Source organism: Streptomyces sp. NPDC058295, assembly GCF_042880655.1.
GTDB classification, from domain to species: domain Bacteria; phylum Actinomycetota; class Actinomycetes; order Streptomycetales; family Streptomycetaceae; genus Streptomyces; species Streptomyces coriariae.
The window spans coordinates 23,898-49,937 of record NZ_JBHVYO010000053.1 but is presented as its reverse complement, the minus strand read 5'-3'; the positions used below and the strand labels follow the sequence as shown (position 1 = coordinate 49,937).

Sequence of the window (26,040 nt, the reverse complement as noted above, 5' to 3'; positions counted from 1 at the left end):
GGGCACTCCTGTTCCAGGGAAACAAGGGTCAGCCTAAGTCGTCAGCCGCAGGGCCAGCATCGCGATGTCGTCCTCCCGGTCGTGGCCGAAGCTGGTGAGGAGGGTGTCGCACAGTGCGTCCAGGCCCGGCATGGCGCCGATGGCCGCCGCGCGCAGCTGCTCCATCGAGACCGCGAGGTCGGTGCCCCGGGTCTCGATCAGACCGTCGGTGACCATGAGGAGCCGGTCGGTGGGCTCGAGGAACAGTTCGGTGGGCGCCGGGTGGGGCACGCCCAGGCCGAGCAGCGGGCCGGCCGCCTTGGCGTAGTCGGCGCCGTCGGTGTCCCGGACGATCAGCGGCGGGATGTGCCCCGCGTTGGCGATCCGGGTACGCCCGGTTCCGGGGTCGATCAGGACCAGACAGACGGTCGCCGTGACCTCGGGGTGGTAGAGCTGGAGCATCCGGTCGAGGCGCTCGGCGAGCACGGCCGGGTCGCTCTCGTCGACGCAGTAGGCGCGCAGCGCGTGCCGGATCTCGACCATGACGGTGGCCGCCTCGAGCGAGTGCCCGACCACGTCGCCGACCGCGGCCAGCACCCCTTCCCCGGTGCGCAGGGCGGCGTAGAAGTCACCGCCGATCTCCGCCTCCCGGGAGGCGGGCACATAGCGGACGGCGACGTCGACGCCCGGCAGCTCGGGCAGCCGCTGCGGCCGGGGAAGGAAGCTGTGCTGAAGGGTGAGCGCCACGTGCCGCTCGGCCTGGTACATCAGCAGCGGCTCGGCGGCGAGCGCGGTGGCCTGGGCGAGCCGGGCCAGCCGGGACTCGCTCTCGGGGTCCACCCGGCGGACCCCTCGGGTGGGGGTGGCCAGACACACCGAGGACGTGCCGTCCTGGGTGGGGATCAGCACCAGCCGGGCGTCGTGCGGCACCCCGGGCCGGAAGAACCCCGCGGGCCACAGCGGCGCGGCCACTGTGGTGATGCGCACCCCCGCCTGGCCGTGCGTGAGCCGCCGCAGCAGTGCGACGACGGCCTGGTGGGCTTCCTGGTCCGGCAGCGCGAGCGAGGTGCGGTTCCTGGAGGTGCCGCGGTGCAGCACGTCGTCCGGGCCGAGGACGAAGACGGCGGCAGGAGAGCCGGTGAGCCGCGCGGTGCCCTCGGCGGCGGCGTCGGCGAGTTCCTGCGGGGAGCGCGCCGCCTGGATGCCGACGATGGCCTCCGACAGCAGTGACAGCCGCCGGGCCGCCGCCTGGTCGTCGGCGCGCAGCCGCGCGGCCCGCACGGCCGCCCGGACCACCGCGTCGATCTCCTCGGGCTCGGCGGGCATCGCCAGGTGGGCCTCGCCGCCCGCGTCCAGCCCCTGCCCGCGGTCGCCCGGGGCCACGTCACCGGCCGAGAAGTGCACGACGGGCAGCCCGGCCATGTGCGGCCGCGCCTTGAGCCGGCGGCACAGCTCGAAGCCGCTCATGTCCGGCAGCTCCACGTCGACGAGGGCCACGTCCGGCAGGGCGCCCTTGCGCCGCCGTACGTCGAGCTCGACGAGGGCCTCATGGCCGGTGCCGACCGCGACGACCTGGTGACCGGCGCGGCGCAGCACCACACCGAGGGCGAACCGGCCGGCCGCCGTACGGTCCACGACCAGCACGGTCGTGTCGGTCCGTCTGTCGCTGACGTCGGCGTTCATGTGTTGTCGGTCCTCGGACTCACCGGTGGAGCAGGCCGGATGGAAGGCCTGCTCCACCAAGGTAATCCCCCTGTCTAGGGGGTGGTCCGGGAGAACACCGCGACGGTCCGGCCCGGCACGGCGAAGGTGCCGGACTCCGTCACGTACGACGCGGTCCTGACGGTGGGGTCCGACCCCGCCGCCTGCACCGGGTGCAGCCGGTATCCGGTCCCGGCGAGCGCGTCGACGGTCTGCTTCCGCGCGGTCGGCGTCGCGTTGAACACGACGACGAGGTCACCGAGTTCCATGGTGATCACGCCGGGCGTCTCGTCCTTCCCGGACAGCGGGAAGGAGAGCGCCGACTGCACCTGCTCGGCGGTCCCGAGGGAGAACGCCTTCTCGGTGGTGCGGACCCTCAGCAGATCCTGGTAGGCGGCGGAGGCGGCGGTGATCTGCGGGCAGCCGACCCCGACGGTCGTCAACAGCGGCTTGGCGTAAGGCCACTTGGAGGCGTTGTCGGCGGCCGGCGGCAGTCCCCGGCCGAAGCCGTTGCCGGCGGCGCAGTTCCAGTGGATCGCGTTGAACCAGTCCCCGCTGTCGTAGGAGTTGCGGTCCAGGGACTTGGAGCGCAGCAGGTCGGTGCCGGCCTGGGACAGGGCCGGGCCCTGGGAGAGCGCGGCGGTGGCCATGGCGAGGACCTGCATACGGGAGCGGTCGGCCGCCGAGGTGTCCCCCGGCAGCTTGTACGCCAGCGCGTCGAACAGCGACTCGTTGTCGTGCGCGTCGACATAGGCGAGGGCGTCGCCGGGCGCGTCCGCGTAGCCGGCCGGGGCGCCGTTGTAGTCGACCTCGGCGCCGGTGACCTCCTTGCCGTCGGTGTCCGTGAAGCCGTACGAGGCGAGGTTGCCGCTCAGCCCGACCTTGATCAGGTCCTGGTAGTGCAGCAGCCGGGCTTTCTGCTCGGCCGAAGTGCCGTTGTTCGTGGACGAGTTGGGGTCGGTGTAGAGCCCGGAGGCGAAGCCCTGGACGCCCGGGTCCTCGTCGAACGGCCCGCCGCCGCGCACGGCGTCGCGCGCCCGGTCGGAGAAGGTCGCGACGCCCGTGCCCGCCATGTTCTTCTGCGTGGCCTGGACGAACCGGGCGTCGTCGGCGACCTCGCCGAAGTTCCAGCCCTCGCCGTAGAGGATGATCTTCTTGCCGTCGACGCCGTCCTTGGCGGGGGTCAGCGCGTCCAGCGCCTTGCGCACCGCCAGGATGTTGGCCTTGGGGTGGTGTCCCATCAGGTCGAAGCGGAAGCCGTCGACCTTGTACTCCTTGGCCCAGGTGACGATCGAGTCGACGACCAGCTTGCCCATCATCGCGTTCTCGGTCGCGGTGTTCGCGCAGCAGGTGCTGTTCGCCACCGAGCCGTCGGCGAGCAGCCGCTGGTAGTAGCCGGGGACGATCCGGTCGAGGACGCTGGTCGCCGCCTGGCCGCTCGCCGCCGTGTGGTTGTAGACGACGTCCATGACGACCCTGAGGCCCTCCTGGTTCAGCGACTTCACCATCCGGCGGAACTCGACGGTGCGGGCGGCCCCGTCCGGGTCACCGGCGTAGGAACCCTCGGGGACCGTGTAGTGGTACGGGTCGTACCCCCAGTTGTAGGCGTCCTTGACGGCGGTCGCGGCCACGCACTCCTGCTGCTTGTCGGAGTCGGCCGGGTAGGAGGCCAGGTCGCAGTCGGGGGTCGACTGCGCCGCCTTGTCCTCGGCGATGGTGGCGATGTCGAAGACGGGCAGCAGATGGACGTACGAGGTGCCCGCCGCCGCCAGCTCCCGCAGATGCTTCGAGCCGTCGCTGTCCCGGTCCGTGAAGGCCAGGTAGGTGCCCCGGTCCCGGGCGGGGACGGTGGTGTCCGCGACGGAGAAGTCCCGGACGTGCAGCTCCTGGATCTGGGCGTCCTTCAGCGGGACGGCCTTCGGCTTGGTTAGCTTGGACCAGCCGCCGGGGGCGAGGGCCTTGTCGTCGAGGTCGACGACGAGACTGCGCCCGGAGTCGGTGGTGAGGGCCACCGAGTAGGGGTCGGTGACCTTGTTGGTGACGACCTTGCCGACACTGGGCGCCCACACCGTGACGACGTACCGGTAGGGCTTGTTCTTCCAGGACGGGGGACCGGTGACGGACCAGACGCCGGTGGTGTCGTCGCGCTTCATCCTCACGGTGGAGCCGCCGAGCTCCAGGGAGACCTGCTGGGCCGTCGGGGCCCACACGGCCAGCGTGGGACGGCCGTCGCGGAACGTCGGCCCGAGCCGGGCCTTGGTCGCACCGCTGTACAGGTCGTCCAGCGCGCCCGCGATCTGGACACCCGTAGCCGCCAGTACCGCGCCGTTCACGGCCCGCTGGGAGGCGACGACCTGACCGCTCAGCGCCTCACGCACCCGGTCCCGGTCGCGCGGGTCGACGGACCAGGCGGTGTAGGCCTTGAGGTGCGGGTACGCGGCCTTCTGGGCGTCGGTGAGGGTGGTCTTCGTCAGCCGCAGCCACTTGGCGGCCCCGGTGAGCGTGCCGTTCGCGACCGCGATCGAGCCCTTCGCGCTGTACAGCAGCTGGGTCGAGGCGGCGGCCTCGGAGCCGTTCCAGGCGACGGTGTTCCGGTCGATCCAGACCGCCTTGGACGTGGTCGGGTCGAGAGCCGCCGCGGAGCCGGCCGGCTGCGGCAGCAGGTACTTCTCCTGGCCGTTCAGCAGCCACACCTCGTGGCCGTTGCTCGTCAGATCCAGCGACCGGTCGGTCGGGAGGTCCTTCTCGTCGCCCTTGTGGAGGATGTAGCTGAGGCTGGTGGCGCCGGCGGTGAGCGGCACCTCGAAGACCGCGCCGTACGCGTCGGTCGTGGTCGGCTTCAGCGGGTTCGACCACTCGGTGGGGTTCGCGGCGCCGGTCCAGGTGTGCAGACCCCAGCCGGTGTAGTCGCCGTCGGCCCGGTGGTAGTGCAGGACGGCCTTGGTGGTGTCCTGGGCCGGGCCGTCGGGCTTCTCCGTGCGGACGCCCTCCTTGCCCTGCTCGATCCAGACCTCGCCGGTCTTCGTGACGTCGATCGTGCGGTCGGCGGAGACATCCTTGTTGCCGTCCTCGTCGATGACGAGGAACCCGACGGACGAGGCGCCCGGCTTCAGCTTGACGTAGGCGAAGGCGCCGTACGCGTCCCGGCCGACGAAGGGATGGCTGTCCGGCCAGGTGGTCGCCTCGCCGTCGGCGAGGTCCCCCCAGGCGTACAGGCCCCAGTCGGCGTAGTCGCCGTCGGTGCGCTGGTAGTGGACGATCGCGTAGTCCCGGGAGGAGGCGGTGGGGATCTCCTCGGCGGGCGGGGTGCCGGTGACGGAGGCCGCGGTGGCGCTCGCCGTGCGCCCGGCCGAGTCGACGACGACCGCCTTGTAGCGCAGGGCCGTTCCCGCGGGTACGTCCGCGTCGACGGTCTGCGTGACCCGGTAGGGGGCGTGGTCGGCGGAGCCGAGGGTCCGCCACTTGCCGTTGCCGGTCTGGGCGGCGAAGACGACCCGGTTGAGTTGACCGCCGTCCACGTCGGCGCTCAGCTCGACGGTGCCGGTCGCGCCGGCGGCGGGGGCGTGCAGGGCGACGGTCGGCCCGGCGGCCGGGGCGGGCATTTTGCGGGTGGCCTTGAGGACGACGGCCGAGCCCGCGGGAACGGTTACGGTGATTTTCTTGTCGGCGCTGGCGGCAACCGTCCTGTCGGTGCCGTAGATCCCGCGGAACGCGGTGTTCGCGGAACCGGTCTCGAAGGTCGCCTCCCGCGCGGTGCCGGCGTTGTTGAACGCGACGACGTACTCGGTCGTGTCCTTGCCGGTGCCGTTGCGGGAGAAGGCGTAGACGCCGGCGCCGTCGGCCGCGTAGCGCTCGGTCTGGACGCCGTCGGTGAGGGCGGGGTTCGCCTGGCGGAGCTTGGACAGCGCGGCGATCCGCCGGTACAGCGGGGCGCCGGTGTCGTAGGCGTCGCTCGCGTGGGTGCGGTCGGTGCCGATCTCGTCGTCGTCGAGGTAGTCGGCGGTCTTCGACGCGAACATGGTCTGGCGGGCGTCCTTGTCGCCGCCGGAGCCGGTGAAGCCCTGCTCGTCGCCGTAGTAGACGACCGGGTTGCCGCGGCTGAGGAACATCAGCTCGTTGGCGAGCTTGTCCTTGGCGAGGAGTTCGGCGTCGGTGGCCTTGGGGTTGTCCTGGTTCAGGAAGTACCCGACGCGGCCCATGTCGTGGTTGCCGAGGAAGGTGACCTGCTCGTAGGCGTTGGCCTTGTCGGTCGTGTACTTGTAGTCGTCGGCGAAGACCGAGGCGAGTTTCCGCGCGCTGCCGCCCTGGGAGGCGTACTGGCGGGCCGCCTCCTGGAAGGGGAAGTCGAGCGTGGCGTCGAGGCGGCCCTGGGTGACGTACGGGGACGTGATCGAGGTGTCGGCGGAGTACACCTCGCCGAACATGAAGAAGTCGTCCCGGCCCTGCTGGGCCGCGTAGGCGTCGAGGGCCGTGGCCCACTGGGTCCAGAACTCCATGTTCACGTGCTTCACGGTGTCGATCCGGAAGCCGTCGATGTCGAAGTCCCGCACCCAGCGCTGGTAGATCTTCTCCATCCCGCTGACGACCTCGGGCCGCTCGGTCCACAGGTCGTCGAGCCCGGAGAAGTCTCCGTACGTGGTCGACTCACCGGCGTAGGTCGAGTCGCCGCGGTTGTGGTACATCGTCGGGTCGTTGAGCCAGGACGGGACCTTCGCCTTCTGCTGCGCGGCGGTGACCGTCGGGGTGCGCGGGAAGGAGCCGGCGTCGACGGCCGGGAACTTCGAGCCGCCGTCCGCGTGGTCGGCGTCGTCGAAGGGCTCGCCGTCCTTCGTCAGGTACGGGAACGCGCCCTTGGACAGGTAGTCGTAGGACTTCTCCTCGTAGTCGACGACGTCGGCCGTGTGGTTGGTGATGACGTCGAAGAAGACCTTCATGCCCTTGGCGTGCGCCTTGGAGATGAGGGTCTCCAGGTCCTTGTTGGTGCCGAAGTGCGGGTCGACCTGGGTGAAGTCGGTGATCCAGTAGCCGTGGTAGCCGGCCGAGGCGTCGCTGCCGGTCCCCTGCACGGGCCGGTTCTTGAAGATCGGCGCCATCCAGATGGAGGTGGTGCCCAGGCCCTTGATGTAGTCGAGCCGCTGGGTCAGGCCCTTGAGGTCACCGCCCTGGTAGAAGCCCTTGTCGGTGGGGTCGTAACCGGTGGTGAGGCGTGAGCCGGTCAGTCCGCCCTCGTCGTTGGCGGTGCTGCCGTTGGCGAAGCGGTCCGGCATGACGAAGTAGAACTGCTCACGGGTGTCGTCGTGGCGGGCCGGGGCGGCGGCCAGCCTCGCGTCGGACGGCGGTGGGGGCGGGCTGTCCGCGTGCGCCGCGAGGGGCTGCACGAGGGCTGCGGCCAACGCGGCCACGGCGACGGCCGCGATCCTTCGGGCTGGTGGCGCGGTGCGGCGCGTCGGGGGCGCCGGCCATCTCGGTATCACAGGCGGGAACTCCTTGCGATTACGGCTCAATCGGGTCCGACCCCGACGCCGCGGGACGGCTTCGTCGCCGGGCGCCCGCGTGACCGTATCGCTGACGAAAGGGTTGCAGCAAGAGGCTTGCAACTCACGGCAAGAACTTTCACGAATGCCTTGACGGGCCCTTCTCAACTGCCCCACCCACACCCCTTGTTGAAACCCGAACCCCCCGAGGAAACCCCTTTCGGAGCCGCAGATGACCATCAGAGACCACCCCCGGGTGTCCGCCGGCGCACCGCGAGTGCCGCCGCGCTGGCCCTGGCCGGAGCGATCGCCCTGCCCACAGGACCCGCCCACGCGGACGCCACGACCTCCGGCGATGTGATCGCCAACCTGTGGGAGTACAACAGGGCGGCTCCGGGAACGTCACCCGGGAGTCCGGGACGAACCGCTCCTACACGAGGGGCAGTTCGTCCGGGTACTCCTCGAGTGACACCTGGAAGCAGCGAGGGCCGTCGCTCAGCAGCTCGACTTGCCGGCGTAGATCGCCAACGCCGTGTTCGCACCCAGGGTGGCGGTGAACCGACCGCTGGAGTCCACCGCCACCGTGGTGTTGCCCTGCACGTTGCAGTAGGTGCCGGCGGCGAGGGACGTCTGGTACGTCCGGCTGAGGGCGGCGCTCTCGTGGTTGATCGCGACGTACCCCTTGCTTCCCCGCCCGAACGCGATCGCGTCGCCCCCGTTGTCCCACCAGTCGCTCATCGCCGCGCCCCGCGTGGCGTTGCGGAAGGCCACCATGCGCATGATCTCCGGCCAGGCGTGCTGGCACTTCCAGCCGTTCTGCCAGCAGGCGCTCACCGCACCGCCGTCGGGCGGCCCGGCGTCCGCGTCCGACCACTCGTACCCGGAGTCGATGTCCGGAGAACCGTAGGGATACGCGAGCATGAAGACGTTGGCGAGCGTGTAGTTCGCGCCGTCCTTGTAGGTGAGGGTGGAGCCGTTGCGCTCGGTGTCGTGGTTGTCGACGAAGACGCCCGCGACGGAGCTGTTCAGGTAGCCCCAGCCCTCGCCGTAGTTCTTCAGGTAGGCGAGGTTCTCGCTGTTGAAGACCCGCTTGAGGTCGTAGGCGTAACGGAACTCCTGGACGTCTCCGTTGCCGGTGTACTCGGTCGGCTGGACGGCCTCTCCGCTGCCGTAGATGACCTCCTGCTTCCAGTACACGCCCGGGTTCGTCAGCCGCGACTTGATGTTGGCGAGGTCGGCGGTGTCGATGTGCTTGGCCGCGTCGATGCGGAAGCCGTCGACCCCGAGGGTGAGCAGGTCGTTCATGTACCCGGCGACGGTCTTGCGGACGTACTCCTCGCCGGTGTCCAGGTCGGCGAGGCCGACCAGCTCGCAGTGCTGGACGTTCCAGCGATCGGCGTAGTTGCCGATCTGGGAGGTGCAGTCGTCGAAGTCGTACGAGGAGTACAGGCCCGGGTAGCCGTACTTCGTGTACGACGAGCCGCCGGTGCCGGTACCGCTGCCCGCGGCCATGTGATTGACGACCGTGTCGACGACGACCTTCACACCGGCCGCGTGGCAGGTGTTCACCATGCTCTGGAACGCCGTCCGGTCGCCGAGCCGGCCCGCGATCCTGTAGCTGACGGGCTGGTACGACGTCCACCACTGCGAGCCCTGTATGTGCTCGGCGGGCGGGGAGACCTGCACGTAGCCGTAGCCGGCCGGGCCGAGGGTGTTGGTGCACTCCTTGGCGACCGAGGCGAAGTTCCACTCGAAGAGGACGGCGGTGACGTCCTTGGTGCCGGGCGGGGTGGCGGACACGGCGGTGGGGGCCATGACGACGGCTGCGGCGGCCAGGGCGAGGGCGCCCGAAAGGGGTCTGCTGCTTGCCATGTGGGGGTTCCTTCTCCGTTGAAGGCTCTTGCTGCAATCTTTCAGAAACCTTGCAGTGGCGCGATGTTAATGGCTCGGTGGCTGAAAGAACAGGGAGTCGGAGAAGGCATCGTGAAACACGAAAGGTCCGCCGCTCCCCCAAGAGCGGCGGACCTCGTAGTGGAGCGTCAGGCGGTCGCGAACCACACCGTCGTGTCCGCCGGAAGCTTGGCCTCGCCGGCGTCCGTCTCGGTCACCTCACCACTCGCGAGCAGCACCCGTCCGTGGGCCGGTGCCGTCACCGACTCCCCCGTGGTGTTCGCCACGCACACGAACTCACCGCGCCGGAAGGCCAGTACGCCCGCCGGGGCCTTCAGCCACTCCACCGCGTCGCCCGCGCCCAGGTCGGGCCGCGAGCGACGGATACCGAGGGCCGAGCGGTACAGCTCCAGCGTCGAACCGGGCACGCCCTGCTGGGCCTCCACGCTCAACTCGCCCCAGCCGGACGGCTGGGGCAGCCAGCTGCCGCCGTCGCCGAATCCGTACGACGAGCCCTCGCGCGTCCACGGGATCGGCACCCGGCAGCCGTCACGGAAGCCGTCCTGGCCGGCGCCGCGGAAGTACGCCGGGTCCTGGCGCACCTCGTCGGGCAGGTCGACGACGTCCGGCAGGCCGAGCTCCTCGCCCTGGTAGACGTACGCCGAGCCGGGCAGCGCCAGCATCAGCAGCGTGGCCGCCCGCGCCCGCCGCAGACCGGCCTCGCGGTCGCCCGCGGTGCGGATCTGGGTACCGAGGCCGGGCGGGTTGGCGAAGCGGGTGGCGTGCCGCGTCACGTCGTGGTTGGACAGCACCCAGGTGGCGGGGGCGCCGACCGGGCGCATCGCCTCCAGGGTGCGGTCGACGACCTCGCGCAGCTGCTCCGCGTCCCACTCCGTGGACAGGTACTGGAAGTTGAAGGCCTGGTGGAGCTCGTCGGGGCGGACGTAGTTCGCGGTGCGCTCGACCGTCGGGGTCCACGCCTCGGCGACGAAGATGCGCTCGCCCGAGTACTCGTCGAGGATGAGCCGCCACTGGCGGTAGATCTCGTGGACGCCGTCCTGGTCGAAGAACGGCATGACATCGTTGCCCAGCAGCTTGAGTTGGTCGTGGGCACCGAGGTCCGGCAGACCGGCCGCCTTGACCAGGCCGTGGGCCACGTCGATACGGAAGCCGTCGACGCCCATGTCCAGCCAGAAGCGCAGGACGGAGCGGAACTCGTCCCCCACCGCCGGGTGTTCCCAGTTGAAGTCGGGCTGCTCGGGGGCGAAGAGGTGCAGGTACCACTCGCCGGGGGTGCCGTCCGGCTCCGTGACCCGGGTCCAGGCGGGGCCGCCGAAGATGGACTCCCAGTCGTTGGGCGGGAGTTCGCCGTTCGCGCCCTTGCCGGTCCGGAAGTGGTAGCGGTCCCGGAGGGAGGAGCCGGGGCCTTCCCGCAGCGCCCGCTTGAACCACTCGTGCTGGTCGGAGGAGTGGTTCGGGACCAGGTCGACGATGATCCTCAGGCCCAGTTCACGGGCGTCCCGGATGAGCGCGTCGGCGTCGAGGAGGTTGCCGAACATGGGGTCGACCGCGCGGTAGTCGGCGACGTCGTAACCGGCGTCCGCCTGCGGGGAGGCGTAGAAGGGGCTGAGCCACACGGCGTCCACGCCGAGGTCGCGCAGGTACGGGAGACGGGAGCGTACGCCTTCCAGGTCGCCCATGCCGTCGCCGTTGCTGTCGGCGAAACTGCGCGGGTACACCTGGTAGATCACCGCGTCCCGCCACCAGTCACGGCGCTTGGCGACGGTGGCGACAGCCGAGGTGGGGGTGGGGGCCGGGGCTGCGGGCTGCTGGCTCATGGCGTCCTTGGTACGTAACGGTGCTGTTGACATGGAGTTGGGGCTCGGCTTCGTGGTCGAGGGCGAGTGGTCTCGAGACGGGTCGACGAGGCGGGTGGATGAGGCGGCCGCGGTGCCGGCGGGGTCGGATGGACACCGCGGCCGCCACCCGCGCGTCTTTCGGCGCGCGGGAGTCTCGCAGGGGCTCAGCCCTTGGTACCGCCCGCCGTCAGGCCGGTCACCAGGTTCTTCTGCACGAGGTAGAAGAACACGGCGGCGGGTATCGCGATCAGTACCGCGGTGGCGGCCATGAGGTTGCGCTGGGCGTCGTGCTCGCTGACGAAGGACTGGAGCCCGACGGCGAGGGTGTACTTGTCGTCGCTGAGCATGAACGTCGACGCGAAGGCGACCTCGCTGAAGGCGGTGAGGAAGTTGTAGAAGGCGGCCACCGCGAGGCCCGGCTTGGCGAGCGGCAGGATCAGCCGGAAGAAGGTGCCGAACGGGGTGAGCCCGTCCACGCGTCCCGCCTCGTCGATCTCGAAGGGGATGGTGTCGAAGTACCCCTTGAGCAGCCAGGCGCTGTACGGGATGACCGTCGTGCAGTAGACGAGGATCAGGCCGAAGTAGTTGTCGATGAGCTGCAGGTCCGAGAGGATCTGGTACATCGGCACCATCAGCACGGCGACCGGGAACATCTGGGTGACCAGCAGGACCCACATGAACTTCTTGTAGCCGGGGAAGCGCATCCGGGAGACGGCGTAGCCGGTGGTGGCGGCGATGAGCACGCCGATGGCCGTGGTGCCGAGCGTGACGATGAGCGAGCTCTTCAGCCAGTCGAAGAACTGGGTGTGCTGGAGGACGAACGTGTAGTTGTCGAACGTCATCTTGTCCCAGATGCCGCCCGGGTGCAGATAGTCGTCCGTGTCCGGGCCGAGGGACAGATAGACCAGCCACGCGATCGGGAAGAGCGCGATGACGCTGGCGACGATCAGGACGCCGTGCGAGGCGAGGGTGCCGGCGAGGGTGTTCTCGCCGCGGCGCCGGGCGCGCGGGGTCCTGGAACGCTGCTCGCTCACGGGGGCGGAGGTCTCGGCGGTGGTGCTACTCATGGGAACTCCTGCCTCAGATCGCGAGCTGCTGCTCATTGCGGTTCAGCCAGCGGCGGTAGAACGAGGTGAAGACGATCAGGATGGCCAGCAGCAGGATGCCGTAGGCCGCGGACTGGGCGAAGTCACGCGGCTGCTGTCCGAATCCGAGGTAGTACGCCCAGGTGACGAGGATCTGCGCGTCGGGGGCGGTGTTGCCGAACAGCAGGAAGATCACGGCGAACTGGTTGAAGGTCCAGATGATGCCCAGCAGGACGACGGTGGAGCTGACCGACCGCAGGCCCGGCAGGGTGACGTACCGGAAGCGCTGCCAGGCGCTGGCGCCGTCCATCTCGGCCGCCTCGTAGAGGGAGGCGTCGATGGCCTGGAGGCCGCCGAGCAGCGAGATCATCATGAACGGCACACCGCACCAGGTGTTGACCATGATCGCGGCGAACCGCTGCCAGAAGGTGTCCTCGAGCCACAGGGGCGAGGGCAGATGCAGGGCGTCGAGCGCGGAGTTGATGATGCCGCCGTCGGCGAGCATGAACCGCCAGCCGAAGACGGTGACGAAGGTGGGCACCGCCCACGGCAGCACCAGGATCAGCCGGTACAGGGTCCGCCCGCGCAGCTTCTGGTTGAGCAGGAGCGCGAGGCCCAGTCCGATGCCGTAGTGCAGGGCGACACAGGCCGCCGTCCAGACGATCGTCCAGATGAAGTGCGACCAGAAGCGGTCGTAGGCCGTCGGGCCCCAGAGGATGTCGGCGTAGTTGTCGAGGCCGATGAACTGGTAGGTGGCGTCGATGTGGTTGACGCCGATCGTGCGCGCGGTGTTCAGGCTGTTGGCGTCGGTCAGCGTCAGGTACAGGCCGTACACCAGGGGGTACAGCACGAGCACGCCGAGGACGACCGCCACCGGGGCGATCATCACGTACGCGTACCAGTGCTTCTGGTAGCCGCGCCTCAGGCGCCCGGCCGGCCCGGGCTTCGGCTCACGGTCACCGCGGCGCTTGCCGGTCGCGCGGTCGATGGCGACTGTCATGATTCGACACCTTCTGGATCTTCACGCTGGATCTTCGACGGGGTGGTTCGGCTCACAGGACGGTGGCCGCCGGATCTCTCCCCCCAGGTACGGGAGATCCGGCGGCCACGCCGGCTCACTTGCTGAAGTCCGGCACCAGCTTGGCGATGGCGAGCTCAGCGGCGCTCAGGCCCTTGTCGAGGGTCTCCTTGCCGCCCGCGATCTTGGGCAGTTCGGTGTCGAGCGGGCCCCAGAGGGAGCTGTACTCCGGCAGCGCCGGGCGCGGCTGGGCGGCGGACAGCACCGTCTGGTAGCCGGCGATGCCCGGGTCGGCCTTGACGGCGGCGGTGTAGGCGTCGTCGCGCGTCGGCAGCGTGGAGTTCTTCTGGGCGATGGTCGCCTGGCTCGACGCGGAGGTCATGAAGTTGACGAACTTCAGCGCGGCGGCCTGGTGGGCCTTGTCCGAGCCGGCGTAGACCGAGAGGTTGTGGCCGCCGGTCGGAGCGCCGGCCGTACCGGCGGAGCCGGCCGGGACGGTCGCGATGCCGAGGTTGGTCTTGTCCTTGAAGGCACTGCCCTTGTAGAAGTTCGTGATCTCCCAGGGCCCCTGGACGATCGCGGCGACCTTGCCGTTGACGAACGCGTCCTGGATGTGGGCGTACGCGTCGGCGGTGGTGTCGGCCTTGTGCAGGCCCTTGCCGTCGAAGAGGCCCAGCCAGGTGCCGTACGCCTTCTTCGCCTCCGCCGAGTTGACGGTGATCTTCTTGGCGTCGGCGTCGACGGTGTCGGTGCCCTCGCCGTAGAGGAAGGACTGGGCGTAGTAGGCCTGGGTGGAGCCCCAGTAGCCGTCGACGCCGGTCTTCGCCTTGACGGTGGCGGCGGCGGTCTTCAGGTCGTCCCAGGTCTTGGGGGCCTCGATGCCGGCCTTCGCGAAGAGCGCCTTGTTGTAGACCAGCGCGAGCGTGTCGGTGACGATCGGCACGCCGTACGTCTTGCCCTCGTACTTGGCCTGCTCGATCAGGTTGGACTTGAACTTGGCCTGGTCCTTGAGGGCCTCGGTGCCGTCCAGCGGCAGGAAGAAGCCCTTCTTGGCGAAGGCGGGGGTCCAGCCGACCTCGGAGCGCAGCACGTCCGGGGCGCCGGAGGCACCGGCGGCCGTGTCGAACTTGTTCTGCGCCTGGTCGAAGGGAACGTTGACGTACTTGACCTTGACGTCCTTGTTGGCGGCCTCGAACTGCTTGACCAGGGCCTGGTACGTCGGCGCCTCATTGGTGGCGTTGGAGGTGTCCCACCAGGTGATGGTGACCGGCCCGGACGAGTTGTCGCTGCCGCTGTCGTCCCCGCCGCAGGCCGTCGCCGCGAGGGCGAAGGACGCCACCAGCGCGGTGGCCGCTATGCCACGCCGCATGAGTTTCTCCTTGAGGGTGAGAGCCCGTTTAGCTACAGGAAGCGGTCCCGTCCGCTGTCCTGCCGACTCCGACCGCGCCGTTGCTGCCGTCGGGCGACGTGAACGTAACAGCGATGTAAGCGGCACGAAAGACCTTGCAGAAAAAAAGTGCAAGACATCACCGAAGTTATCCGCACGTGATCCCTGCGTGACCTCCCCTCGACCGCCGTGAGACCGTTGTTGTCGCGGTTGAGGGGCCTCGCAGCGGGGCACGGAGCCGCTGTGCAAGACTCTGCAAGCTCTTGCCATCACTTTCATGAGGGAGCGCGATGACGCAGCAGCCCGCGGGCCGTTCAACCGGTCGCCCACGGCGTCCGATTGGTGTGCAAGTCAGCACCCGACGGGTACAGTCCACCCCTGTGACCACACGGCTTGCCGACATCGCTGCGCAGGCGGGGGTGAGCGAAGCGACCGTCAGCCGCGTTCTCAACGGCAAGCCCGGTGTCGCCGCCACCACCCGCCAGTCCGTGCTCGCCGCTCTGGACGTCCTGGGCTACGAGCGCCCCGTCCGCCTGCGCCAGCGCAGCGCGGGTCTGGTCGGCCTGATCACGCCGGAGCTGGAGAACCCGATATTCCCGGCCCTGGCCCAGGTCATCGGCCAGGCGCTGACCCGCCAGGGCTACACCCCGGTCCTCGCCACCCAGACACCGGGCGGCTCCACCGAGGACGAACTGACCGAGATGCTGGTCGACCGCGGGGTCGCCGGCATCATCTACGTCTCGGGCCTGCACGCGGACACCACGGCCGACATGCAGCGCTACGAGCAGCTGCGGGCCCAGGGCGTCCCCTTCGTGCTGGTGGACGGCTTCTCCCCGAAGGTCCAGGCACCGTTCATCTCCCCCGACGACCGGGCGGCGATGACCCTGGCGGTCACCCACCTCGTCTCGCTCGGTCACACCCGGGTGGGACTGGCGCTCGGCCCCAAGCGCTTCGTGCCGGTCCAGCGCAAGATCGAGGGCTTCGTCAGGGCGGTCCAGGAACAGCTGGGCCTCAACCCCGAGACGATCGAGACCGACCTGGTCCAGCACTCCCTCTACACCCTCGAAGGCGGCCAGGCCGCGACCACGGCCCTGATCGACCGGGGCTGTACGGCGATCGTCTGCGCCAGCGACATGATGGCGCTGGGCGCGATACGGGCGGCCAGGCAGCGCGGTCTCGCGGTGCCCCAGGACATCTCGGTGGTCGGCTTCGACGACTCCCCGCTGATCGCCTTCACCGACCCGCCCCTGACGACCGTCCGCAAGCCGGTCCCCGCGATGGGCCAGGCCGCCGTCCGTACGCTCCTCGAGGAGATCGGCGGGACACCGGCGCCGCACAGCGAGTTCGTGTTCATGCCGGAGCTGGTGGTGCGCGGTTCGACCGCTTCGGCTCCCGGGGACCGGAATCGTCCGTAGGGCGGAGACGTCCGGGTTCCCCCCGGTACGCCGGGAGTAGACGCAGCGGTCCGGCCGGCGTAGAAAGTGCGGGCCGAACCCGACCGAGGGATGATCGGGCGAAGAGGTCTTTTCTGGCAGACTTTGTGTCCATGGGTGAACCGACTGTGACGCCATTGGAAGGCCGTGACCAGGCCCTTCCAGACCCCGTCACGACCGCGCCCCGGCAGCGCCGCCTGCACCGGCCGCGCAGCCCCCGCCGCCCCCGCCTCTGGTTCGAGATCCTGCTCCTCGCGGTGAGCTACTGGACGTACTCGCTGGTGCGCAACGCGGTCCCGGAGCAACGGGCCGAGGCGCTGCGCAACGCGGACTGGATCTGGCGGACGGAGCACCACCTCGGCCTGGCCTTCGAGGAGTCGCTCAACCACGCGGTGAACTCGGTGACCTGGCTCATCGTGAGCATGAACTACTACTACGCCACCCTGCACTTCATCGTCACGCTGACCGTCCTGGTATGGCTCTACCGCAGCCACCCGGGACGCTACGCGGCGACCCGCCTGGTGCTCTTCGCCACCACGGCCGTGGCCCTGGTCGGCTACTACCTGTACCCACTGGCGCCCCCGCGGCTGATGCCGGGCGCCGACTTCGTCGACACGGTGATGGTCCACCAGACCTGGGGTTCGATGGCCTCCGGCGACCTCAAGCACATGTCGAACCAGTACGCGGCGATGCCGTCCATGCACATCGGCTGGTCCCTGTGGTGCGGTCTGACCGTGTTCGCGCTGGCCAAGCTGCCCTGGGTGCGCATCCTCGGCCTGCTGTACCCGACGGCGACCCTGGTGGTGATCGTCGCGACGGCCAACCACTTCTGGCTGGACGCCGTGGGCGGTGCCCTCTGCCTGGCCTTCGGCTTCGCGGTGGCCCGCGTCTGGTACGGGACCCTGCCGTACGCCCTGCCGAGAAGGGTGCCGCCGAAGGGACAGGGCAGGCCCCTGCTCCCCACGAAGGCCTGACCCTCGGCACGAAGGCCTGCCCTTCGGCGGCACGGCCTGACGCTCGGCGACACGTACGGCCACCCGGCGCCGCGGCTTGGGGCTTGCGGCTTGCGGCTTGCGGCTTGCGGCTCAAGCCGCGGCGGTCCGGTGCGGGACACCTCACGGCGCGCTGGCGGCACTCCTCAGGGCGTCGATGAACGCGTCCAGCGCGGGCTGCGGCGGCGCCGTCTCGCGGACCACCGCCTGGATGGCCCGCACCGGCATCGGGTCACGCACCTCCCGCACGACGACCCCCGGATGCCGGCTGCCGAGCCCCAGCCGGGGCACCAGACTCACGCCGAGCCCGGCGGCGACGAACCCCTGGGCGGTCACGTAGTCCTCGCTCTGCACCATGAACCGGGGCCGGAACCCGACCACCGCACACGCGTCCAGCTGGGCGTCGAGACAGGGCCCCGGCCACTCGCTGCCCACGAACGCCTCGTCGGCCAGCTCCGCCAGCCGCACACTGCGCCGCCCGGCGAGCCGGTGTCCGCGCGGCAGGACGGCGAGATAGGGATCGTCGAGCAGATGCAGCAGCCGTACGCCGCTGTCCTGCCGCCCCTGCCTGGTCACCAGCAGCGCCAGATCGGCCCGCCCTTCCCGCACCTCCGCCACCGGATCCTCGGGATCGACCGTCAGCTTCAGTTCGATCCGGACGCCGGGATGCGCCTCCCGCAGCCGCGCCACGGCCGGCGCCACCAGCCCGGCCCCCGCGGTGGCGAAGTACCGCACCCCCAGCCGTCCGGTCCGCCCGGCGAGCAGGTCGGCGAGCGCCGCCTCGGCCTCGGCGACCTGCCGCCCGATGGCCTCCGCGTGCTCGGTGAGCAGCAGTCCGGCAGCCGTGGGCCGTACGCCCCGCCCGACCCGCTCCAGCAACGCGGCCCCCGCCTCTTTCTCCAGGGCGGCGATCTGCTGACTGACGGCGGACGGCGTGTACCCCAGCACGGCCGCGGCCCCCGTCACGGACCCGTTTCCGACGACCGCCCGCAACACCTGCATCCGCCGCACATCAAGCATGCAGCACAGCTTAACGAACCATCCAGAACATTTCACTTGTCCTCACAGATCAATCAGACGACCGTAGGGACATGCCCCTCGCCTCCACGCTCCGCATGGCCGCGCTCGCCCTCTTCTGGGGCTCCGGCTTCCTCTGGATCAAGCTGGCCCTGACCCACGGTCTGACCCCCGCCCAGATCACCATCGCCCGGTGCGTCCTGGGCACGGCCGTCCTGCTGTTCCTGGCCCGCCGGGCAGGCCAGCGCCTCCCCCGGTCCCGGACCACCTGGGGCCATCTCGCCGTGGCCGCCCTGTTCTGCAACGCGCTGCCCTTCGCCCTCTTCGCCCTGGGCGAGCAGCACCTCGACTCGGGCATCGCGGGCGTCCTCAACGCGACGACCCCTCTCTGGTCGCTCCTCATCGGGATCGGCCTGGGCACGGACCGGGCGCTGCGTCCAGTACGGCTGGCCGGTCTCGTCCTGGGCTTCGCCGGTACGGTCCTGATCTTCGCCCCCTGGCACCACGAGGGCCTGCTCAGCCTGCCCGCCCTGTACCTGCTCGGCGCGGCGGCGAGCTACGCGGTGGCCTTCGCCTACATGGCCCGGCACCTGACGGCGTCGGAGACGCCCATGGCCATGTCGGCGGCCCAACTCCTCGCCGCCACGGCCTGGAGCACCCTGGCCCTCCCCGCGGCCGGCCCCTTCCGTCCCGACGCCACCGCCCTGCTCGCCGTCGCCGCGCTGGGCGTCCTCGGCACGGGCGTGACCTTCTACCTCAACTACCGCCTGATAGCGGACGAGGGCCCCACCACGGCGGCGACGGTCGGCTACCTGCTCCCGGTCGTGTCGGTCGCGCTGGGCGCGGCGGTCCTGGACGAGCAGATCGGCGTACGCGTTCTCGCGGGCATGGCGGTGGTGCTGGTGGGCGTGGGGCTGACCCGGCGGAACACGACGTCGCGTACGCGCGGGCCGGCGGACGCGCGGCACGACGCTGCGGCACGGCCCGCCGCTCAGCACTGACACCCCGGACGGCGCTCACAGCATTTGCAGCACTGGCAGCGTGCTCAGCACCGACCCGCGTCAACAACGCTCGTGATCAATACACCTAACCGCCGTAGAACAGCTCGTCCACCACGCTCCGAGCCCGGCGCGCGGTCCGCCGGTAGTCGTCGAGCATGTCGCCCACCCGGCCGGGCCCGTACCCCAGGTACCGCCCCACCGCGACCAGTTCCCGGGGGTCGGACGGGAACGTGTCCCCGGCCCGCCCGCGCACCAGCATCACCGCGTTGCGCACCCGGGTCGCCAGGACCCACGCCTCGTCCAGCGTCGCCGCGTCCTCGGCCGGGACGATGCCAGCGTCGCGCGCGGCGGCGAGGGCCTCACGGGTGCGGGTGGTCCGCAGCCCCGGATGCGTCGAACCGTGCCGCATCTGGGCCAGCTGCACGGTCCACTCGACGTCGGACAGACCGCCGGGGCCGAGCTTGGTGTGCAGCTTCGGATCGGCACCCCGGGGCATCCGCTCCGACTCCATGCGGGCCTTGAGCCGCCGGATCTCCCGGACGGCCTCCTCGCCGAGACCGTCCGCCGGATACCGCAGCGGGTCGATCAACTCGATGAACCGACGCCCCAACTCCTCGTCACCGGCGACGACTTCGGCCCGCAGCAGCGCCTGCGACTCCCAACCCAGCGACCAGCGACGGTAGTAGGCCCCGTACGACTTCAACGTGCGCACGAGCGGCCCCGACTTGCCCTCCGGGCGCAGGTCGGCGTCGATGAGCAGCGGCGGGTCGGCGCTGGAGATCTGGAGCAGCCGGCGCATCTCGGAGACGACCTTGTTCGCGGCCTCCGCGGCCTCGCGCTCGTCGACGCCGTCCCGGGGCTCGTGCACGAACAGGACGTCGGCGTCGGAGCCGTAGCCCAGTTCATGACCGCCGAAGCGGCCCATGCCGATGACGGTGAAGGACGTCGGGAGCGTGTCGCCCCAGCCGTCCCGCACGACCGCGCGCAGGGTGCCGGCCAGCGTCGCGGCCGTGATGTCCGACACGGCCCCGCCCACCAGGTCCACGAGGGCGCCCTGATCCGCCTCGACCGGCTGCGCCTCCGTGCCGTAGGAGGCGACGATGTCGGCGGCGGACGTGCGGAACAGCTCACGCCGACGGACCCCACGCGCCGCGGTGACCGCCTGCACCACGCCGTCGGCCCGTCGCACCGCGGCGAGTATCTCCTGCTCCAACTGCGCCCGTCCGCGCGGCGCGAGCCCGCCGCCGTCCCCGTCGCCGAGCAGCGCCACCGCCTCCGGCGCCCGCATCAGCAGATCGGGGGCGAGCCGCCCGGCGGACAGCACCCGGGCGAGGTTCTCCGCGGCGGCGCCCTCGTCCCGCAGCAACCGCAGATACCAGGGCGTCTTGCCGAGCGCGTCCGACACCTTGCGGAAGTTGAGCAGGCCCGCGTCCGGGTCGGCGGAGTCGGCGAACCAGCCGAGCAGAACCGGCAGCAGGGTGCGTTGGATGGCCGCCTTGCGCGTGACGCCGGAGGCCAGCGCCTCCAGGTGGCGCAGCGCGGACGCGGGGTCGGCGTACCCGAGCGCGACCAGCCGCTCCCGGGCCGCTTTCGGGCTCAACCGGGTCTCACCGGACGCGAGTTGGGCGACGGCGTCGAGCAGCGGCCGGTAGAACAGCTTCTCGTGCAGCCGGCGCACCACGGCGGCGTGCCGCTTCCACTCCTGGCCGAGCTCGGCGACCGGGTCGGTGCGCAGTCCGAGTGAGCGGCCCAGCCGCCGCAGGTCGGTCTCGGCCTCGGGGACCAGATGGGTCCGCCGCAGCCGGTAGAGCTGGATCCGATGCTCCATGGAGCGCAGGAAGCGGTACGCGAGGTCCAGTTGCTCGGCGTCGGCGCGCCCGACGTAACCCCCCGCGGCGAGTGCCTGGAGGGCGTCGAGTGTGGTGCCGCTCCGCAACGACGCGTCGGCCCGCCCGTGCACCAGCTGCAACAGCTGTACGGCGAACTCGACGTCCCGCAACCCTCCGGGCCCCAGCTTCAGTTCACGCTCGACCTCGGCGACCGGGATGTTCTCGACGACCCGCCGCCGCATCTTCTGCACGTCGACGACGAAGTTCTCCCGCTCGGCGGCCTGCCACACCAGGGGCCCCACGGCGGCGACGTACTCGGCCCCCAGTGCCAGGTCGCCGGCCACCGGCCGCGCCTTCAACAGGGCCTGGAACTCCCAGGTCTTGGCCCACCGCTGGTAGTAGGCGAGATGGCTGGACAGCGTCCGCACCAGCGGCCCGTTGCGCCCCTCGGGCCGCAGATTGGCGTCGACGGGCCAGATGGACCCCTCGACGGTGGTCTCGGAACAGATCCGCATCAGGTGCGCGGCCAGTTTGGCGGCGGCCCGCAGCGCTTTGCCCTCGTCGGCCCCTTCGACGGCCTCCCCCACGAAGATCACGTCGACGTCGGACACGTAGTTCAGCTCGTGCCCGCCACACTTGCCCATCGCGATGACGGCGAGCCGGCACATCGCGGCGTCGTCGGGCGCGGCGGCCCGGGCAAGTTCCAGGGCGGCCCGCAGCGTGGCGGTGGCGAGATCGGCGAGCTCGGCGGCGGTCTCGGCGAGATCGGTCGTCCCGCAGACGTCACGTGCCGCGATGGAGAGCAGGCAGCGCCGGTAGGCGACGCGCAGCGACACGGGATCCGTGGCCTCGGCCAGGCCCCGCTCGAACTCCTCCACCCCGGGATGCAGGTCCCGCGGCTCGTACGTGACCAGCTCCTCCCAGTCCCGCGGATGCCGGGCGAGGTGGTCGGCGAGGGCGGCGGACGCCCCCAGCACGCCGAGCAGCCGGTCGCGCAGCGGCTTGGCCGCTATCAGCGTGTCGAGCAGCTCGCGGCGGGCGGTGGGACCGGGCTGGGCCTCCAGCAGCCGGACGAGGCCGTGCAGGGCGAGATCAGGATCGGCGGTGGCGCCGAGGGCCTCCAGCAGAACGGGATCGTCGCGCACCGGCGACAGCTCGGGTCCGTCCAGGAGCCGCTCGGCGGCGGACGGGTCGGTGAAGCCGTGCCGCAGCAGCCGTGTGAAGGTGCTGCTCCTGCGCCCCGGCGCCATCATCCCCGGCCCTCCCTCGGATCAAGGTCGTACGCACCTGAGCGTAACCCGGCCCTTTCGGTGGCGCCCCGGCGCGGTTTCCGGTTCTGTGGTACTTCGGGTTCTGCGGGACTTCGGTGCCGCAGGACCTCGGTTCTGTACCGCCAGTGCGACGGCCGCGACAAGGGAGTCAAGCCATGGACATGACCCTAGAAGTGATCCTGCTGCCGGTGTCCGACGTGGACCGGGCCAAGGAGTTCTACCGCGACAAGGTCGGCTTCCACGTCGACCTCGACGGCGAGGTCATGGAGGGCGTACGCATCGTCCAGCTCACCCCACCCGGCTCCGGCTGTTCGATCGCCCTGGTCGACGGCCTCCAGGTCCCGACGGGAACCCCGCAGCCGGGCACCTACCACGGCATGCAGCTCTGCGTGACGGACGCGAAGGCGGCGTACGAGGAACTGACCGCCCGCGGCCTGGACGTCAGCGAACCCCAGCAGTTCGCACCGCAGGACGGAGCGACCTTCATGTACTTCAAGGACCCGGACGGCAACGGCTGGGCGATCCAGGAGTACCGCAGGCGTGAGACGGAACCGCTCCACCAGGTCCTGGCGAAACTGACGGCCTCGTAGGGCTCCGGCGGGGTGCGGGCTCATGCCGCCCGATCCACGAACGATCCTTTGGCAGGCGCGTCAGGGTCCGGTTCCGGCGGACTGGCGCGTCTTCACCAAGAGGCGGGGAAAACTCTCCGGGTTCCTGCGCGGGACCTCGCACGACCCGGACCCGCTGCTGGTCATCACCCCTGACGGCGCCGTCGAGTACGCGAACGAAGGCAAGCCGCTGACGATCGTCGACTTCCACGCTCTGGCCGGGATCGCACTCCGGGTGAACGGACAGAGCTTCTCCGACAGTTCCTCGGTGAGCATCGCCGTATGGATCGACCTGACCCATCGCGACGGCGGAAAGTCGAAGTGGCGCTCCACGTCCTTCGCGAACGACCTGCCGTCGATCCAGGCCTTCATCGAAGCGTACGGCGCCCACCAGGCACGTCGAGCCCGCTGAGCCCCCGGCGGGGCGGGCAGGTCGGCGGCACGGATTCCCAGGGGCGATGAGACGCCGTGGGGCCGACGGTCGGTTGATGACCGTCGGCCCCACGCGTCGTCACAGCGGGAAACCCGCTTCGACTGCCCCTAAAGCACCGGCAGGTTCTTCCGCAGTTCGAAGGCGGTGACCTCGGAGCGGTACTCCTCCCACTCCGCCTTCTTGTTGCGCAGGAAGAAGTCGAAGACGTGCTCGCCGAGGGTCTCGGCGACGAGGTCGCTGCGCTCCATCAGGCCCAGGGCCTCGCCCAGGTTCTGCGGCAGGGGCTCGATGCCCATCGCGCGGCGCTCGGCGTCGGACAGGGCCCAGACGTCGTCCTCGGCGCCCGGCGGAAGCTCGTAGCCCTCCTCGACGCCCTTGAGACCGGCCGCGAGGAGCATGGCGTAGGCCAGGTACGGGTTGGTGCCGGAGTCGAGGGAGCGGACCTCGATGCGCGCGGAGCCCGTCTTGCCGGGCTTGTACATCGGCACGCGGACCAGCGCGGAGCGGTTGTTGTGGCCCCAGCAGATGTACGACGGCGCCTCGCCGCCCGCGCCGGCCGTCCGCTCGGAGCCGCCCCAGATGCGCTTGTAGGAGTTGACCCACTGGTTGGTGACGGCGGCGATCTCGGCGGCGTGCTTCAGCAGACCGGCGATGAAGGACCGGCCGACCTTGGAGAGCTGGTACTCCGCGCCCGACTCGTAGAACGCGTTGCGGTCACCCTCGAAGAGGGAGAGGTGCGTGTGCATGCCGCTGCCGGGGTGCTCGGAGAACGGCTTCGGCATGAAGGTCGCCTGGACCCCCTGCTCCAGCGCGACCTGCTTCATGACCAGGCGGAACGTCATGATGTTGTCGGCCGTGGAGAGCGCGTCGGCGTAGCGCAGGTCGATCTCCTGCTGGCCGGGGGCGCCCTCGTGGTGGGAGAACTCGACCGAGATACCCATCGACTCCAGCATGGTGATCGCCTGGCGGCGGAAGTCCATACCCACGTTCTGCGGGGTGTGGTCGAAGTAGCCGGAGTTGTCGGCGGGCGTCGGACGGGAGCCGTCGGTCGGCTTGTTCTTCAGCAGGAAGAACTCGATCTCCGGGTGGGTGTAGAAGGTGAAGCCCAGGTCGGAGGCGCGCGCCAGGGCGCGCTTCAGCACGTACCTCGGGTCCGCGAAGGACGGCGAGCCGTCCGGCATGAGGATGTCGCAGAACATCCGGGCGGTACCGGGGGCCTCCGCACGCCAGGGCAACACCTGGAAGGTGGACGGATCCGGCTTGGCGATCATGTCGGACTCGTAGACCCGGGCGAAGCCCTCGATCGCGGAGCCGTCGAAGCCGATGCCCTCGTCGAAGGCCTGTTCGAGCTCGGCCGGGGCCACGGCGACGGACTTGAGGAAGCCCAGCACGTCCGTGAACCACAGCCGTACGAACCGGATGTCGCGCTCCTCCAACGTCCGGAGCACGAACTCCTGCTGCTTGTCCATCTTGCGCTTCCCCATCCTTGCTGGTCAGGCCGCCTGTTTCCCGTCCCACGGAGAGGCGGTCGGGCACCCGAGCATCACACCACAACACCATTTCATGCGCGTTGCCGACCATGATCGCCTCGGCGACCCGGGCCTGAACGCCGCACGTTCGGCAGATGTACTGCCTCACGTCCGGCGGGCGTACTGCTCTGCTGCCCATCTTGCCTGCTCGCACCGACATCCGTAATGCCCCACCCCCTCCGTCCCGCCACACCCATTTAATTTGCATCTCAGATGCAAGTTTAACTAGCGTGCCGGACAGCAGAACACCGAGAGAGCTTTGAGGAGCCCCGATGCTGTCCGAACAGTCCGCTGCCACCGTCCGCGCCACCCTCCCCGCCGTGGGCGCGGCCATCGGTGAGATCACCGAGCGCTTCTACGCCGGCCTCTTCGCGGCACATCCGGACCTCCTCCGAGACCTGTTCAACCGCGGCAACCAGGCGGCGGGCACCCAGCGCCAGGCGCTGGCCGGATCCATAGCCGCCTTCGCCACCCGGCTCGTCCAGCCCGCGCAGGATCGCCCGCAGGACCGCCCCGACGCGATGCTCACCCGGATCGCCCACAAGCACGCCTCTCTCGGCATCGCGCCCGAGCAGTACGCGGTCGTCCACGAGCACCTCTTCGCCGCCATCGCCGACGTCCTGGGCGAGGCGGTCACCCCCGAGGTCGCCGCGGCCTGGGACGAGGTCTACTGGCTGATGGCGAACGCGCTGATCGCGATCGAGCGCCGCCTGTACGAGGAGAGCGGAGGCGACGCGTGGCGCGAGTGGGAGGTCGTGGAACGCGTCCGGGAGACCGAGGACGTCGTCACCTTCGGTCTGCGCCCGGTCGACGGCGCACCGGTACGGGACTTCCGCGCGGGCCAGTACGTGTCCGTCCGCACGCACCTGCCCGACGGAGCCCGCCAGATACGGCAGTACAGCCTCTCCGGCGCCCCGGGGGCCGAGGTGCGCCGGATCAGCGTCAAGCGGGTGCCCGGCGGGGCGACGACACCGGAGGGCGAGGTCTCGAACCACCTCCACGCGTGCGTGCGTGAGGGCAGCGTGCTGGAGCTCTCCGAGCCGTACGGCGATCTCGTCCTCGCCGACGCCGTGGGCACCCCCCTGCTCCTCGCCTCGGCCGGCATCGGCGTCACCCCGATCGTGGCGATGCTGGCCCACCTCGCCGCCACCGGCCACGACGCACCGGTCACGGTCGTCCACGCCGACCGCTCCCCCGCGGACCACGCCCTGCGCACGGACCACCAGGCGTACGCGGCGAAGCTGCCGGACGCGTCCGTGCACCTCTGGTACGAGCGGGAGGCCCCGTCCCACGCCCGGACGGGTCTGGCCGACCTCACGGACGTCCCCGTCGCGCCGGGCACGCGCGCGTACCTGTGCGGTCCGCTGCCGTTCATGCGGGCGGTGCGGGCGCAGCTGATCGAGAAGGGGGTCGCCCCGGCGGACGTGCACTACGAGGTGTTCGGCCCGGACCTGTGGCTGGCACGGGCCTGACAAAGGGCCCGCCGGTCATTCGACCCACCCTCGGGCAGGGAACGGCCAGGGGAACGGTGCGG

At 70.4% G+C, this 26,040-nt stretch carries 16 protein-coding genes; 6 read left to right on the top strand and 10 right to left on the bottom strand.

Annotation, left to right across the window (positions count from 1 at the left end; genetic code table 11):
- Positions 1 to 33: 33 nt before the first annotated feature.
- From ACFVYS_RS36960 to ACFVYS_RS36930, 7 genes are all read right to left on the bottom strand, one after another.
- The gene (locus tag ACFVYS_RS36960) at positions 34 to 1,662 is read right to left on the bottom strand and encodes a SpoIIE family protein phosphatase (protein WP_389509325.1); all 1,629 of its coding nucleotides are present in this window, start codon (positions 1,660 to 1,662) and stop codon (positions 34 to 36) included.
- A 74-nt stretch (positions 1,663 to 1,736) separates the two neighbouring features.
- On the bottom strand, positions 1,737 to 7,154 hold the full coding sequence (gene pulA / locus ACFVYS_RS36955) for a pullulanase-type alpha-1,6-glucosidase (RefSeq protein WP_389509323.1): 5,418 nt from the start codon (positions 7,152 to 7,154) through the stop codon (positions 1,737 to 1,739).
- Between the two features lie 495 nt (positions 7,155 to 7,649).
- Positions 7,650 to 9,026 carry an alpha-amylase family protein gene (locus ACFVYS_RS36950; protein ID WP_389509322.1) on the bottom strand — a complete coding sequence of 459 codons (1,377 nt, stop codon included), beginning with the start codon at positions 9,024 to 9,026 and terminating at the stop codon, positions 7,650 to 7,652.
- Between the two features lie 167 nt (positions 9,027 to 9,193).
- Positions 9,194 to 10,882 (bottom strand): glycoside hydrolase family 13 protein, encoded by a 1,689-nt coding sequence (locus ACFVYS_RS36945; protein ID WP_389509320.1) that lies wholly within the window; start codon positions 10,880 to 10,882, stop codon positions 9,194 to 9,196.
- Between the two features lie 185 nt (positions 10,883 to 11,067).
- Complete coding sequence (locus tag ACFVYS_RS36940) at positions 11,068 to 11,970, bottom strand: sugar ABC transporter permease (protein ID WP_389509318.1); 903 nt, start codon at positions 11,968 to 11,970, stop codon at positions 11,068 to 11,070.
- Positions 11,971 to 11,983: 13 nt separating this feature from the next.
- Entirely contained in the window at positions 11,984 to 12,988 is a 1,005-nt protein-coding gene (locus tag ACFVYS_RS36935; RefSeq protein ID WP_389509316.1) for a carbohydrate ABC transporter permease, read from the bottom strand.
- Positions 12,989 to 13,103: 115 nt separating this feature from the next.
- Positions 13,104 to 14,375 (bottom strand): extracellular solute-binding protein, encoded by a 1,272-nt coding sequence (locus ACFVYS_RS36930; protein WP_389509314.1) that lies wholly within the window; start codon positions 14,373 to 14,375, stop codon positions 13,104 to 13,106.
- A gap of 398 nt (positions 14,376 to 14,773) precedes the next feature.
- On the opposite strand from ACFVYS_RS36930, the gene ACFVYS_RS36925 reads away from it, so the two are divergent.
- Both ACFVYS_RS36925 and ACFVYS_RS36920 read left to right on the top strand, forming a co-directional pair.
- Entirely contained in the window at positions 14,774 to 15,808 is a 1,035-nt protein-coding gene (locus ACFVYS_RS36925) for a LacI family DNA-binding transcriptional regulator (protein ID WP_020126750.1), read from the top strand.
- Between the two features lie 131 nt (positions 15,809 to 15,939).
- Positions 15,940 to 16,800 (top strand): phosphatase PAP2 family protein, encoded by an 861-nt coding sequence (locus ACFVYS_RS36920; protein WP_389509311.1) that lies wholly within the window; start codon positions 15,940 to 15,942, stop codon positions 16,798 to 16,800.
- 141 nt (positions 16,801 to 16,941) lie between these two features.
- Here the strand turns inward: ACFVYS_RS36920 and ACFVYS_RS36915 are convergent, their stop codons facing one another.
- A complete protein-coding gene (locus ACFVYS_RS36915) occupies positions 16,942 to 17,838 on the bottom strand; it encodes a LysR family transcriptional regulator (protein ID WP_389509309.1) in 897 nt (298 codons plus the stop codon).
- A 71-nt stretch (positions 17,839 to 17,909) separates the two neighbouring features.
- On the opposite strand from ACFVYS_RS36915, the gene ACFVYS_RS36910 reads away from it, so the two are divergent.
- Positions 17,910 to 18,836, top strand: coding sequence for a DMT family transporter (locus ACFVYS_RS36910; protein WP_389509307.1), 927 nt, complete (start codon positions 17,910 to 17,912; stop codon positions 18,834 to 18,836).
- Between the two features lie 85 nt (positions 18,837 to 18,921).
- On the opposite strand, the gene ACFVYS_RS36905 is transcribed toward ACFVYS_RS36910, so the two are convergent.
- Entirely contained in the window at positions 18,922 to 21,918 is a 2,997-nt protein-coding gene (locus tag ACFVYS_RS36905; protein WP_389509305.1) for a bifunctional [glutamine synthetase] adenylyltransferase/[glutamine synthetase]-adenylyl-L-tyrosine phosphorylase, read from the bottom strand.
- 173 nt (positions 21,919 to 22,091) lie between these two features.
- Between ACFVYS_RS36905 and ACFVYS_RS36900 the strand changes: the two genes are divergently transcribed.
- Both ACFVYS_RS36900 and ACFVYS_RS36895 read left to right on the top strand, forming a co-directional pair.
- A complete protein-coding gene (locus ACFVYS_RS36900; RefSeq protein ID WP_389509303.1) occupies positions 22,092 to 22,526 on the top strand; it encodes a VOC family protein in 435 nt (144 codons plus the stop codon).
- Positions 22,527 to 22,548: 22 nt separating this feature from the next.
- Positions 22,549 to 22,956, top strand: a complete 408-nt coding sequence (locus ACFVYS_RS36895; protein ID WP_389509301.1) for a hypothetical protein — start codon at positions 22,549 to 22,551, stop codon at positions 22,954 to 22,956.
- 128 nt (positions 22,957 to 23,084) lie between these two features.
- Here ACFVYS_RS36895 and ACFVYS_RS36890 read toward each other — a convergent pair whose 3' ends face one another.
- Positions 23,085 to 24,446 carry a glutamine synthetase family protein gene (locus ACFVYS_RS36890; RefSeq protein ID WP_020126756.1) on the bottom strand — a complete coding sequence of 454 codons (1,362 nt, stop codon included), beginning with the start codon at positions 24,444 to 24,446 and terminating at the stop codon, positions 23,085 to 23,087.
- Between the two features lie 332 nt (positions 24,447 to 24,778).
- Between ACFVYS_RS36890 and ACFVYS_RS36885 the strand changes: the two genes are divergently transcribed.
- Positions 24,779 to 25,978: a globin domain-containing protein gene (locus tag ACFVYS_RS36885; RefSeq protein WP_389509299.1), complete on the top strand. Its 1,200-nt coding sequence runs from the start codon at positions 24,779 to 24,781 to the stop codon at positions 25,976 to 25,978.
- Positions 25,979 to 26,040: the final 62 nt, after the last annotated feature.